Source organism: Lysinibacillus sp. NPDC097287 (genome assembly GCF_044761695.1).
In the GTDB taxonomy this organism is placed as follows: domain Bacteria; phylum Bacillota; class Bacilli; order Bacillales_A; family Planococcaceae; genus Lysinibacillus.
The window spans coordinates 14,239-27,627 of sequence record NZ_JBIWCX010000025.1 but is presented as its reverse complement, the minus strand read 5'-3'; the positions used below and the strand labels follow the sequence as shown (position 1 = coordinate 27,627).

General features: G+C 38.8%; 10 protein-coding genes and 1 other annotated feature. Of the genes, 8 read left to right on the top strand and 2 right to left on the bottom strand.

Annotated features, from left to right (window positions below; all coding sequences use genetic code 11):
- Positions 1 to 423: 423 nt before the first annotated feature.
- The 3 genes from guaB (at position 424) to asnB (ending at position 5,298) form a co-directional block, all read left to right on the top strand.
- Positions 424 to 1,890, top strand: a complete 1,467-nt coding sequence (gene guaB / locus ACIQ2D_RS21145) for an IMP dehydrogenase (RefSeq protein WP_402867278.1) — start codon at positions 424 to 426, stop codon at positions 1,888 to 1,890.
- A 134-nt stretch (positions 1,891 to 2,024) separates the two neighbouring features.
- Positions 2,025 to 3,356: a D-alanyl-D-alanine carboxypeptidase family protein gene (locus tag ACIQ2D_RS21140; protein ID WP_402867277.1), complete on the top strand. Its 1,332-nt coding sequence runs from the start codon at positions 2,025 to 2,027 to the stop codon at positions 3,354 to 3,356.
- A gap of 100 nt (positions 3,357 to 3,456) precedes the next feature.
- The gene (gene asnB, locus ACIQ2D_RS21135; protein WP_402867276.1) at positions 3,457 to 5,298 is read left to right on the top strand and encodes an asparagine synthase (glutamine-hydrolyzing); all 1,842 of its coding nucleotides are present in this window, start codon (positions 3,457 to 3,459) and stop codon (positions 5,296 to 5,298) included.
- A 64-nt stretch (positions 5,299 to 5,362) separates the two neighbouring features.
- On the opposite strand, the gene pdxR is transcribed toward asnB, so the two are convergent.
- A complete protein-coding gene (gene pdxR / locus ACIQ2D_RS21130; protein ID WP_402867275.1) occupies positions 5,363 to 6,787 on the bottom strand; it encodes a MocR-like pyridoxine biosynthesis transcription factor PdxR in 1,425 nt (474 codons plus the stop codon).
- Positions 6,788 to 6,892: 105 nt separating this feature from the next.
- Here pdxR and pdxS point away from each other — a divergent pair, with 105 nt between their 5' ends.
- The 3 genes from pdxS to serS all read left to right on the top strand — a co-directional run bounded on the left by pdxS (position 6,893) and on the right by serS (position 9,979).
- Entirely contained in the window at positions 6,893 to 7,777 is an 885-nt protein-coding gene (gene pdxS / locus ACIQ2D_RS21125; RefSeq protein ID WP_402867274.1) for a pyridoxal 5'-phosphate synthase lyase subunit PdxS, read from the top strand.
- A gap of 1 nt (position 7,778) precedes the next feature.
- Complete coding sequence (pdxT, locus tag ACIQ2D_RS21120; protein WP_402867273.1) at positions 7,779 to 8,345, top strand: pyridoxal 5'-phosphate synthase glutaminase subunit PdxT; 567 nt, start codon at positions 7,779 to 7,781, stop codon at positions 8,343 to 8,345.
- Between the two features lie 60 nt (positions 8,346 to 8,405).
- Positions 8,406 to 8,621: a binding site (T-box leader), on the top strand.
- Between the two features lie 71 nt (positions 8,622 to 8,692).
- The gene (serS, locus tag ACIQ2D_RS21115; RefSeq protein WP_402867272.1) at positions 8,693 to 9,979 is read left to right on the top strand and encodes a serine--tRNA ligase; all 1,287 of its coding nucleotides are present in this window, start codon (positions 8,693 to 8,695) and stop codon (positions 9,977 to 9,979) included.
- A 103-nt stretch (positions 9,980 to 10,082) separates the two neighbouring features.
- Here serS and tadA read toward each other — a convergent pair whose 3' ends face one another.
- Positions 10,083 to 10,583, bottom strand: coding sequence for a tRNA adenosine(34) deaminase TadA (tadA, locus tag ACIQ2D_RS21110; protein ID WP_402867271.1), 501 nt, complete (start codon positions 10,581 to 10,583; stop codon positions 10,083 to 10,085).
- A gap of 431 nt (positions 10,584 to 11,014) precedes the next feature.
- On the opposite strand from tadA, the gene yfmT reads away from it, so the two are divergent.
- Positions 11,015 to 12,472 carry a benzaldehyde dehydrogenase gene (yfmT, locus tag ACIQ2D_RS21105; protein WP_402867270.1) on the top strand — a complete coding sequence of 486 codons (1,458 nt, stop codon included), beginning with the start codon at positions 11,015 to 11,017 and terminating at the stop codon, positions 12,470 to 12,472.
- A 24-nt stretch (positions 12,473 to 12,496) separates the two neighbouring features.
- Positions 12,497 to 13,348, top strand: a complete 852-nt coding sequence (locus ACIQ2D_RS21100) for a methyl-accepting chemotaxis protein (protein ID WP_402867269.1) — start codon at positions 12,497 to 12,499, stop codon at positions 13,346 to 13,348.
- Positions 13,349 to 13,389: the final 41 nt, after the last annotated feature.

Below are 13,389 nucleotides of genomic sequence, written 5' to 3'. Positions count from 1 at the left end.
CTTTAGCGCCGATGGTAGTTGGGGGCTTCCCCCTGTGAGAGTAGGACGTCGCTAGGCACATGAAAAACAGTCAACTTTATGTTGGCTGTTTTTTTATTATAATAATATTAGGTAATTGAAATATCTTATAAGTTATGCTGAAAAATACATAACTTATAAATGATGGCGGCAGTAATTTGAGAGTGTGGATTAATATTCTGAAAACAGTATATATGCTGACTTGATGAAGTTTCTTACGCGTTAAAAGGATATGTAATCTTGTAATATTGATCTCAAACTGCGCATTATAATTGGATAAATGTAAGTGAAAGTTGATACAGTGAAAAGTCTGAATTGTCTTTCTTTTATAAGTTTCTTGACAGTAGCATGACACGTTGTTAATCTTACAATTAATATTCTTTTAACATAGGAGGAAGTTACGAAATGTGGGAAACTAAATTTGCCAAAGAAGGTTTGACTTTTGATGATGTATTATTAGTACCAGCTCATTCAGAAGTATTACCAAAAGATGTTGACTTATCAGTGCAACTAACACCGAAAATTAAATTAAACATTCCAATGGTAAGTGCTGGAATGGATACAGTAACAGAGTCTAAAATGGCTATTGCTATGGCACGCCAAGGTGGTATTGGTATTATTCATAAAAATATGAGTATTGATGAGCAAGCCGAACAAGTAGAAAAAGTAAAACGTTCTGAAAATGGTGTTATTACAAACCCATTCTTCCTAACTCCGACTCACCAAGTATTTGATGCTGAACATTTAATGGGTAAATACCGTATTTCAGGTGTTCCGATTGTGGATAGCATGGAAAATCAGAAACTAGTAGGTATTATCACAAACCGTGACCTACGTTTCATCTCAGACTATTCTTTAAAAATTGAAGATGTAATGACAAAAGAAGATTTGATTACAGCTCCTGTTGGAACGACTTTAGAGGGTGCAGAAAAAATTCTTCAACAATATAAAATCGAGAAATTACCAATTGTTGATGAGGACGGTAAATTAACGGGTCTAATCACAATTAAAGATATAGAAAAAGTAATTGAATTCCCGAACGCTGCTAAAGATACTCATGGACGTTTATTAGTAGGTGCAGCTGTAGGTGTTTCTAAAGATACTATGGTACGAATTGAGAAGTTAGTAGAAGCTCAAGTAGACATCGTGGTAATTGACACAGCACACGGTCACTCAGAAGGCGTTTTAGAAACGATTCGTTCAATCCGTGAGAATTACCCAGAATTAGAAATCGTCGCTGGTAACGTAGCTACAGGCGAAGGTGCACGTGCATTATTTGAAGCAGGTGCAGACGTTGTTAAAGTAGGTATCGGACCAGGTTCTATTTGTACAACTCGTGTTGTAGCTGGTGTAGGTGTTCCACAAATTACTGCAGTTTATGATTGCGCTACAGTGGCACGCGAGCTTGGTAAGACAATTATTGCTGACGGCGGTATAAAGTACTCTGGTGATATCGTAAAAGCTCTTGCAGCTGGTGGTAACATTGTAATGCTTGGTTCACTTCTTGCTGGTACTTCTGAATCTCCAGGGGACACAGAAATCTTCCAAGGTCGACGTTTCAAAGTTTACCGTGGTATGGGTTCGATTGGTGCAATGGAAAAAGGTTCAAAAGATCGTTACTTCCAAGAAGATGCAAAAAAATTAGTGCCAGAAGGTATCGAGGGTCGTCTTCCTTACAAAGGACCTCTAGCTGATACAATCTACCAATTAATCGGCGGTATTCGTGCCGGTATGGGTTACTGTGGAGCTCCTAGTCTTGAGTACTTACGTGACAACGCACAATTCATTCGCATGACGGGTGCAGGTCTTCGTGAATCACATCCACATGATGTGCAAATTACAAAAGAATCTCCAAACTATTCAATACAGTAATTACTAGCAACTTTTATGCTCTTGTATCGTCTATATGATGATATAAGAGCATTTTTTATGATAAAGAGTGCGCACCAGTCATAACTTCTATGATAAAATGTCGAGGACAAGAATAATTTTTGGAGGGTTTTTAGGTGAAAAAGATCATGAACACCGTTTTACGTATCTCCTTAATTTCTGTTCTGCTTATTAGCGTCTTTGCAGGTGTTCCTGCGAAAGCAAGTGCAGCAACAGATTTAGGGCTTACCGTGGATGCTGCTATCTTAATAGATGCAGATTCAGGGAAAATTTTATATGAACAAAACGCAGATACTTCTTTAGGTATTGCAAGTATGACGAAGATGATGACGGAATACTTGCTACTAGATGCAATTGAAGCAGGTACCGTGACATGGGAACAAGAATACCGTGTAACAGACTATACGTACCGCATGTCTCAAAACCGTGCATTAAGTAATGTACCATTACGTGCTGATGGTTCTTATACAATTCGTGAGTTATATGAAGCAATGGCAATTTATTCTGCAAATGCAGCAACAGTAGGAATTGCCGAAACAATTGCAGGTACTGAAACTGAGTTTTTAAAACTAATGAATAAAAAAGCAGAAGAGCTTGGTTTAGAAGGCTATAAATTTGTGAATTCAACAGGCTTAAACAATGCTGATTTATTTGGAATGCATCCAGCTGGTACTGGTGCGGAAGATGAAAACGTAATGCCTGCTAAATCTGTGGCAAAATTAGCGTATCATTTATTAAAAGATCATCCAACTGTATTAGAAACTTCTAAAATTGCGAAAAAGACATTCCGTGAGGGCACATCTGATGCAATTAATATGCCAAACTGGAACTTCATGCTACCGGGACTAGTGTTCGAGTATGAAGGTGTAGATGGTCTAAAAACAGGTTCTACAAACTTTGCAGGTCAATGCTTTACAGGAACTGCCGAGCGTAATGGTACACGTCTAATTGCAGTTGTGATGAAAGCTGTAGATGCAAGTGGACAAGGCACATATAAAGCACGTTTTGATGCAACAGCTAAATTATTTGATTACGGGTTCGCACAATTCTCTAAACAAGAAATTGTTCCAGCGGATTATACATTTAAAAAGCAAGAAACGGTGAAGGTTACTAAAGGGAAAGAGGACGAAGTAGCGATCGCTGTGAAAGAGCCAATTTCAATTATGGTAAAATCGTCTGAAAAAGATTTATACAAACCAAAATTAGTGTTAGATAAAGAAAGTCTTGAAGCTGACGTAAAGAAAGATACGGTAGTTGGTAAAGTAGTTATTGAGCGCACAGAAGGTACAGATTACGGCTATATTGATGGCAAGGAGTTTTCATCGGATGTTGTCACTACAGAAGCTGTAGAACGTGCTAGTGGATTTTCACTATTCTTCCAAGGTATTGGGAACTTCTTCGGTAATTTATGGGGCGGTATTACTGACTTCGTTGGTGGATTATTTTAAAATGACTTAATAAAAAAGGCAGGGTTCCATTTGGGATCTTGCCTTTTTTCACATTTACATATGTTTTTGCATAGGCTATTAGGCGAAAGGGTGTGGTTAAATGTGTGGCATTACAGGCTGGGCTAGTTTTCAAAAGGATTTACGTACGGGTAGACAAATCATACAGGCAATGACACAAACATTGAATAAGAGAGGGCCTGATGATGAAAACATTTGGTGTAGTGAGCATGTTGCATTTGGCCATCGACGTTTAGCGGTCATTGATTTGATTGGTGGGAAACAACCAATGGGGAAAACCCACGATGGTTCAAACTATGTCATTACATATAATGGCGAACTTTATAATACTGAAGAAATACGTAAAGAGTTGCAAAAGAGAGGGCATGCTTTTACAACACACTCAGACACAGAAGTATTATTAACGGCTTATATTGAATGGAAAGAACAATGCGTGGATTATTTAAATGGAATCTTCGCATTTGGGGTATGGGATGAAAAAGAGCAATCACTCTTTTTATGTCGGGATCGATTAGGTGTTAAACCATTGTTTTATGCGGAGCGAAGTGAAGGACTCTTCTTCGCTTCAGAAGTAAAAGCCTTATTAGCACATCCTGCAATACGTCCTGTCGTTAATTATGATGGGTTAGCAAGTATTATTGCTGTAGGGCCTTCGAGAATGCCCGGGAAAGCATTGTTTCAAGATATTCAAGAGTTACGCCCTGGCCATGCAATGCGCTTTTCTAGAGAAGGCTTACGGGTTTGGCGCTACTGGCAAGTAGAAAGTAAAAAGCATGAGGAATCGCTAGGTGACACAGTCGATCATGTACGCTTTTTACTAAGTGATGCAATTGAAAGACAGCTTGTGTCAGATGTCCCGATTTGTACGTTTCTTTCAGGAGGCTTAGACTCGAGTATTATTACGGGTATTGCGGCGAATACATTCAAACAGCAAAATAAGGGGAAACTGCATACGTATTCGATTGATTACGAAGACAATGAGCGTTTCTTTAATCCCCATGCTTATCAAACATCCACAGACACCTATTGGATTCAAAAAATGAATGATTCGTTTGATACAACACACCATTCGGAAGTGATTTCACAGCAGCAATTAATTGATTCGTTAGTAGAGGCAGTGTTAGTCAGGGATGCACCCGGTATGGCAGATGTAGATTCATCATTATTATGGTTTTGTCGGGAGATAAAAAAGGATTTCACGGTTGCCTTATCAGGTGAATGTGCGGATGAAATTTTTGGTGGATACCCATGGTTCACAGAAAAGACAACAGGATTTCCATGGATTCGTTCATTACCTGAAAGAACGGCTATTTTACGCGAAGATTGGCGTGGGAAATTAGCTGTTGAGCAATATGCACAACAAGCTTATTTACAAACAATTGCCGAAGTACCGCGTTTAGAAGGTGAAAGCGTAGAGGAAACAAAACTACGTGAAATGTTTTATTTGAATATGGTGTGGTTTATGCAAACATTGCTAGAGCGGAAGGATCGTATGAGTATGGGTGCTAGTCTAGAAGTGCGCGTACCATTTGCAGATCATCGCCTTGTAGAATATGCATGGAATATTCCTTGGGAAATAAAAAATGTAGGTGGTAATGAAAAAGGATTGTTACGAAAGGCTATGGAGCACCTATTACCAGAAGAAGTATTATATCGGAAAAAGAATCCGTATCCTAAAACATATCATCCTCAATATACAGCGGGAGTTCAAAAGTGGTTGCGAGAAATAATGAATGATAAAAATTCCATTCTACGGGAACTATTCGATCAGAAAAAACTATCAGAACTTATTGAATCAGGGGGCAAGTCTTTTCAAGTTCCATGGTATGGTCAATTAATGGCAGGACCACAGTTGCTAGCCTATTTAGGGCAAATTCATACATGGTTTGACCATTATAATGTGCAGTTAAAAGATTCACATTAACTGCATTCGATAAAATGTCCAACCGAGCTATCAACGTAATTAAAAACAAACATCCAATCACGTATTAACGCGAATCGGATGTTTGTTTTTTGTTGATGTGCCAACAGTCCATGAGTTTCTCGATTGTTGATTCGATTTGCTGCACGGGGATTCCACCAAAGCCAAGTAAAAATTGAGCTTGATGATTTGTTTGTCTATCAAGACGGTAATCAGATAGTGGGTAAATACCGATTCCGGCATCGTTAGCAAGTTGCTGTAGTTGTTTTTCTGATAGAGTATGTTGCACAGTTAGTAATACGTGCATACCGGCCTGCTCTCCTGCCATTTGAATTTGTGGAGAATAGTTTTCTAGAATAGTAGTTAATTGATCATGCTTTTTTCGATAAATTTTTCGCATACGATTCAAATGCTTGGAGAAATGGCCATCTCGCATGAAATTTGCTACTATATGCTGATCAAATCTAGGGACTGTTGATGAGTAATAATTAAATACGTCGTTATATGTTGCCAGTAACCTTTGTGGCAATACGAAATAAGCAACACGTAAGGATGGCATTAACGATTTTGTAAAAGTACTCATATAAATGACTTTATCATTTCGATCTAATGCTTGTAGGGCAGGGATTGGTTTTCCAGTATAACGAAATTCAGAGTCATAATCGTCTTCAATAATGTATCTAGATGGGCTTCCAGCAGCCCAATTTAACGCCTGGGCACGTCGGGTAGCGGAAAGAACTGCGCCAGTCGGGAATTGGTGTGAGGGTGTTATGTAGACTACATCAGCACTCGTTTTTTCAAGTTCATGAATAAGAATTCCCTCATCGTCGACTGGAATAGGAATTACTTTTCGCTTATGTTGTGAAAACATACGATGTACAGTTGGATAACCAGGGTTTTCTAGTGCAAAGCAAGCATCTTCCTTAAACAGGCGTAAAATCATTGGAAGTAGCTGCTCAGTACCAGAACCGATGACGATTTGTTCAGGGCTGCAAACAACACCACGTGATTGATATAAATAATGAGCAATCTCAGTACGTAGGGCAAGCTCTCCTTGTGGTGCTCCAGTTAGTAATAATTCCTTAGATGTATCATCAAAGAGATCACGAGCATATTTACGCCATGTTTGAAAAGGGAAGGCATCAATATCAATCGAGCCAGGATTAAAATCAATTGCGTATGATTTCTTCTTTGGCTGTTCGCTTGGTAATGCAGTTACTTCCTGTTGGATATATGGTAAATCATCAATTTCCTCGACGAAATATCCCACACGTGATTTTGACATAATATAACCTTCTGCAAGTAGTTGAGCATAGGCAATTTCAATTGTTGTTTGGCTAATATTTAAAAAATCTGCTAATTTCCGTTTGGATGGTAATTTTTCTCCAACCGCAATTTTCTTTGTGATAATGGCTTCTTTTAAGCCGCTGTAAAGCTGGTCATAGAGCGGTTTATCGCCATCTTTTTCAAGCTGAAATAATAGCATGTCCATGTGCTTCATCCTCACTGACCTTATAGTTTATTTATAAACTGGATATTTTTATATGGTCAATATTCATTATACTAAATTTCATCACAAAGGTGGAGGTTAGGAGAAATGAAACACACTGGTACAGAGTTAGTAAAACGTGGAATGGCAGAAATGCAAAAGGGTGGCGTCATTATGGACGTTATTAATGCCGAGCAGGCGAAAATTGCAGAGGCAGCAGGAGCTGTGGCCGTGATGGCATTAGAGCGAGTACCATCAGATATTCGCAAAGCGGGTGGTGTAGCACGTATGGCGGACCCACGCATCGTAGAAGAAGTGATGGCTGCTGTATCGATTCCAGTGATGGCAAAGGCCCGTATTGGACATATCGTAGAAGCACGTGTGTTAGAGGCAATGGGCGTCGATTATATTGATGAGAGTGAAGTGCTAACTCCAGCGGATGAGGAGTACCACTTATTAAAAAGTGATTACAAAGTGCCGTTCGTTTGTGGCTGTCGTGATTTAGGGGAAGCGGCACGTCGTATTGGTGAAGGGGCATCTATGCTACGAACAAAGGGTGAGCCTGGAACGGGCAATATTGTAGAAGCGGTTCGCCATATTCGAAAGGTCAATGCGCAGGTGCGTAAAGTAGTGGGTATGACGGAAGATGAATTAATGACAGAAGCAAAAAATCTTGGTGCACCATTTGAGTTACTACGCGAAATTAAACGTCTCGGTCGTTTACCTGTCGTTAACTTTGCAGCAGGCGGTGTAGCAACACCAGCTGATGCGGCATTAATGATGGAGCTTGGCGCAGATGGCGTATTCGTTGGCTCTGGCATTTTTAAATCGGAAAATCCTGAGAAATTCGCACGTGCGATTGTGGAGGCAACAACCCATTATAAGGACTATCAGTTAATTGCAGAAATTTCGAAGGAACTGGGTGTCCCGATGAAAGGTATTGATATTGCACAGCTTAGTCAAAATGAACGTATGCAAGAGCGAGGCTGGTAATATGAAAAAAATAGGCGTGTTAGCTTTGCAAGGTGCTGTAAGAGAGCATGTACAAATGTTAGAGGAGCTGGGGTGTGAAGCTGCTACGATCACACGTACTGAGCATTTAGTTGAGCTAGACGGGCTTGTTTTACCCGGTGGGGAAAGTACTGCGATGCGCAAGCTACTGGATCGTTACGATTTACTTGAGCCAATACGAGTCCTTGCTGAAAGTGGATTACCGATGTTCGGTACGTGTGCTGGGTTAATTTTATTGGCGCGAGATGTTGTTGATTACGAATCACATTTAGCAGTGATGGATGTAAAGGTTGCCCGTAATTCTTATGGACGTCAGGTAGATAGCTTTGAAATGCTGCTCGATATTAAAGGCATTGGCGAAGATATACCGGCTATTTTTATTCGAGCACCTCATATTGTATCAGTTGGTGAACAGGTAGAGATACTTGCCACATGTGACGATAAAATAGTGTTAGCACGTGATAGACATATGCTTGGTTGTTCGTTTCACCCGGAGCTAACACGGGACACACGCATCATGGATTACTTTATTAAAAGTATGGTGGATTAATTTAGGTGTCACTTGCAAAATTCGGCTTCATATAGTACAGTATGGTTAAAATTTAAATATGTAAACACGATGATGGGAAGTAGTAACAAGCACGTTTTTTTTAGAGAGTCAGCGGGTGGTGGAAGCTGATAAAAGCACTTGTGAATCCGTCCTGGAGTTGCTCAGTCGAAGTGAATGAAGTAGGCTGTAGCCGGTTGAAAAGCCGTTATGAGATAAGTGGATTAGGCATCAGTCTAATCAATTAGGGTGGCAACGCGGGTAGCTCTCGTCCCTTTCATGGGATGAGGGCTTTTTTGTGTTCTCTTAAACACTATCCCATCATTTTGAATCTACTGGAGGTATGACCGATGTTAGATATTAAACGCGTCCGTGACAACTTTGCGGAAATTAAAGAAATGCTATTGAAACGTAATGAAGATTTAGGTAACTTAGACGATTTTGAAGGTTTAGATGCAAAACGTCGTGAGTTAATCGCAAAAACAGAAGAGCTTAAAGCTGAACGTAATAAAGTGTCTGAGCAAATTTCTGTGATGAAACGTAATAAAGAAAATGCGGATGAAGTAATTGCACGCATGCGCCAAGTAGGCGATGAAATTAAGGAACTAGATGCACAATTAAATGCAGTTGAAGATGAATTCAAATACATGATGATGCGTCTACCAAATATTCCACATGAATCTGTACCAGTTGGCACAACAGAAGATGACAATGAAGAAGTTTTAAAATGGGGTGAAGTACCAACCTTTAATTTTGAAATTAAAGCGCATTGGGATATCGCAACGGATTTACAAATCGTAGACTTTGAGCGCGGCGCAAAAGTAACAGGTAGTCGTTTCTTATTCTACCGTGGTTTAGGTGCTCGTTTAGAACGTGCTTTAATGAGTTTCATGATGGACTTACACTCTGATGAGCATGGTTATACAGAGCTGTTACCACCACAAATCGTCAATCGCGATAGCTTAACAGGTACAGGTCAGTTACCAAAATTCGAGGAGGATGTATTTAAACTAGAAGGTCTAGATTATTTCATGATTCCAACAGCAGAGGTACCTGTAACGAACTATTACCGTGATGAAATTTTATCAATGGATGTATTACCACAAGCATTCACAGCATACAGTGCTAACTTCCGTTCAGAAGCGGGTTCTGCAGGTCGTGATACACGTGGTTTAATTCGCCAACACCAATTCAATAAAGTTGAATTAGTGCGTTTTGTAAAACCAGAAGAATCTTATGAGCAACTTGAGCTATTAACAGGCCATGCTGAAAAAGTTCTTCAATTATTAGGCTTACCATACCGCAAGTTAAAAATGTGTACAGCTGATTTAGGTTTCACTGCTGCGAAAAAATATGACTTAGAAGTATGGATTCCAGCACAAAACATGTACCGTGAAATTTCTTCATGTTCAAACTTTGAAGATTTCCAAGCGCGTCGTGCAAACATCCGTTTCCGTCGCGAGCCAAATGCAAAACCAGAATACGTGCATACATTAAACGGTTCAGGTCTTGCAATCGGTCGTACAGTGGCAGCTATTTTAGAGAACTACCAACAAGCTGATGGCTCTGTGGTGATTCCAGAAGTATTACGTCCATATATGGGTGGAAAAGAAGTAATCACTGCACCAGTAAAATAATCGTGAAAATAGCCTTCCCCTTTTCTATGTTGAAAGAGGAAGGCTATTTTTTTGTTTGCAAACAGATTTTTTTATGTTGCTAAATGGTATCAGATTGCTTCTCCTATTTAGTGAGTTTTCGAGCCTTTTTCTCTGCTTTTTTCCGTTCACGTAAGGCTTGGAAAAAGTCTGTCAAAATCTGTCCGCATTCCTCAGCCAAAATACCTTCTAAGACCTCACACTCATGGTTGAAGCGATTATCATTCAGTAGGCGATATAGTGAATCTACACAGCCTGCTTTCATATCTCTTGCTCCGTATACGACACGAGGAACACGAGACTGTAAAATGGCTCCAGCGCACATCGGACAAGGTTCTAATGTGACATAAAGAGTTGTTTCTTCTAAGCGCCAGCTACCAATTTTTGCGCACGCCTCTTGGATGACCATCAGCTCGGCGTGAGTTGTAGCATTTTGTGTGGTTTCTCGTAAATTATGTGCACGTGCAATGACTTCACCTTCAAATACAAGAACTGCGCCAATCGGTACTTCACCAAGTGCAGCGGCTTTTTGTGCTTCTTCTAAGGCAAGTCGCATAAACTTGCGGTCTTTCTCGAAAATATTCAATGTCATCTCTCCTTAGGCATAGTGTAGCATGCGTCTAATTTAACTATCAAATCAACTCTACTGGCGGAAAGACGTAATGTAAGTATCAATAGTGTAACATTTACGTTTTTTATACTTACAGGGTTTATCACTAAAAGCGGAGGTTGTTTCTATGCTTTTGGCATTCCTTCAATTAACTTACTAGAGCAGACTTCAACTTTAATTCAGAAGGGAGATACAATTTGTAAGAGATAATGAAGTGATTTTAGATATATAGAGAGGGGTTCTATATTGTTTTTTAGATAATAACGACTAATTTTATATGAATATAGATCTAAAACACATCCGATATACCTCGAAAAATAAATGAAACTAAAGTAACAGGAAATATTGAGAAAAGTTAAAATTTGTCGATATATAATTGAACATTATTTTTTCAGGAGGTAGTACTTATGATTACAAAAGATATTTTCGGAAAGCAATACATTGGAGGGGAATGGAGAGAAGGGCGTAGTAATAACCAGTTAGTTAATACGAATCCCTTTAATGGAGCAGTTTTAGGTACATATCCAATGGCGAATGTGGATGATATTGATCTAGCATATCAATCAGCAAAGCATGCTAAAGAAGAGTGGGATAAAGTCAATCCATATCAGAAGAGAGCAATTTTAGAAAAGGCTGTTAGCTATATTGAAGCTCATGAAGAAGAAATCACAAAAATTATTATAGAAGAATTAGGCGGCACACATTTAAAAGCTGCTTTTGAAATTGGTTTAGTTAAAAATATTATAAAAGAAGCGGCTACTTACCCAATAAGAATGGAAGGTAAAATTTTACCTTCGACAATTGATGATGTAGAAAATCGCTTATACCGTATTCCGGCAGGTGTTGTAGGGGTTATTAGTCCATTTAACTTCCCGTTCTTCTTAACAGTAAAATCAGTTGCACCAGCATTGGGCGCAGGAAATGGTGTGGTATTAAAGCCACATGAAAATACACCAATTATGGGTGGCACACTTATTGCTAAGATTTTCGAAGAAGCAGGTATTCCTAAAGGTTTACTAAATGTTGTCGTAACTGACATCAATGAAATAGGAGATAGTTTTGTTGAGCATCCAATTCCAAGAATTATTTCATTTACAGGCTCAACAAAAGTTGGGAGCCATATTGGTCAATTAGCGATAAAAAACTTTAAAAAGCCTTTATTAGAGCTTGGGGGTAACAGTGCGTTTATTGTTTTAGATGATGCAGATTTAGATTACGCGGTTGATGCAGCGGCATTTAGTCGTTTTGCACATCAAGGGCAAATTTGTATGTGTGCAAATCGCGTGTTAGTACACCGTTCACTTTATGATTCTTTTTTAACGAAGTTCGTTGAAAAAGTAGCTTCACTTAAAGTGGGAGATCCAAGTGACCTTTCTACAATCATTGGACCAGTTATTAATGAACGTCAAGCTAACGGGTTAAATGATTTGGTGGAAAGTGCCTTACAAGCAGGAGCAGAAGCAATTTTAAAAGGAACTACAGTTGGAAATCTAGTTAAACCAACAATTTTAGTAAATGTTACACCTGATATGAAAGTAGCGCAGGAAGAGTTATTTGGGCCGGTTATTTCGATCATCCCATTTGATACGGACGAAGAAGCAATTGCAATTGCAAACGATACGAAATTTGGGTTAAGTGGCGCAGTTCACACGGCAAATATAGAAAGAGGCGTTCAATTTGCCAAGCAAGTCCATACAGGTATGATTCATGTAAATGATATTACGATTAATGATGAACCAATTGTTGCGTTTGGTGGAGAAAAGCAATCTGGAATCGGCCGTTTAAATGGAGAATGGAGTTTAGAAGAATTTACAACATTAAAATGGATTGCCGTTAACCATGGAAAACGTGTACTTCCATATTAAATAAAATAACAGGAAGGTGTAAAATTGAATCAGTTCATAGAACAAGAAAGAAATGAAATTTTAGATGCATTTATTAAAGTAGCACCTTATTTGAAGCGACTCCTTCAAGATGATATTACTATCGGTATTTATGATACGGAGAAACTAATCATTAATGTTCCAGGAGATACATTTAATTTAAATGTTAACCCAGGTGATCCGTTAGTTCGCGGTGATGTTATTACTGATGCAATTAAAATGAAAAAGGATACTGCGATGGTCATTCCAAAGGAACTATTTGGTTTCCCTTTGGTTGCGAGAGCAATACCAATTCTAGATGACTCGGGCAAAGTTGTTGGAGGTATTGGCATTGGAACAAGTCTCGAATCCGCCAATCAATTATCCGAGGTAGCTGAAAGTCTTTCTGCAATTACTGAAGAGACATCAGCATCCGTCAATGAAATTGCAAATTCTGTAACAAATCTCGCCAATCAAATGGGCGATGTAGCAAATCAATTAAAAACGGTCAACGTAAATTCTGGAGAAATCAAACAAATCTCTGTTACAGTTAAAAACCTTTCAGATCAAAGTAATCTATTGGGCTTAAATGCATCCATCGAAGCAGCTAGGGCTGGTGAATATGGAAAGGGCTTTTCTGTTGTAGCAAATGAAATTAGAAAACTAGCCCTTAATTCTAAAGAAAATGTCACTAAAATTGATGATATTATTCAAGAAATCAATAATTCGATCAAACAACTAGATCAATCTTTTAAAAAAATCAATGCTGTCACTGATAGTCAGGCATCTGCTATCGAAGAAATTTCAGCTACAATGCATGAACTAAGTAGTAATGCAGCATCATTAGCTAGAATGGCAGAAAACTTGATTAAAGTATAAACATATTATAATAATAAAATGATAAAACACTATATTTTAGT

Coding starts and splice junctions, on each gene's coding strand:
- guaB (WP_402867278.1), top strand. CDS start 424: ATGTGGGAAACTAAATTTGCCAAAGAAGGTTTGACTTTTGATGATGTA.
- asnB (WP_402867276.1), top strand. CDS start 3,457: ATGTGTGGCATTACAGGCTGGGCTAGTTTTCAAAAGGATTTACGTACG.
- pdxR (WP_402867275.1), bottom strand. CDS start 6,787: ATGGACATGCTATTATTTCAGCTTGAAAAAGATGGCGATAAACCGCTC.
- pdxS (WP_402867274.1), top strand. CDS start 6,893: ATGAAACACACTGGTACAGAGTTAGTAAAACGTGGAATGGCAGAAATG.
- pdxT (WP_402867273.1), top strand. CDS start 7,779: ATGAAAAAAATAGGCGTGTTAGCTTTGCAAGGTGCTGTAAGAGAGCAT.
- serS (WP_402867272.1), top strand. CDS start 8,693: ATGTTAGATATTAAACGCGTCCGTGACAACTTTGCGGAAATTAAAGAA.
- yfmT (WP_402867270.1), top strand. CDS start 11,015: ATGATTACAAAAGATATTTTCGGAAAGCAATACATTGGAGGGGAATGG.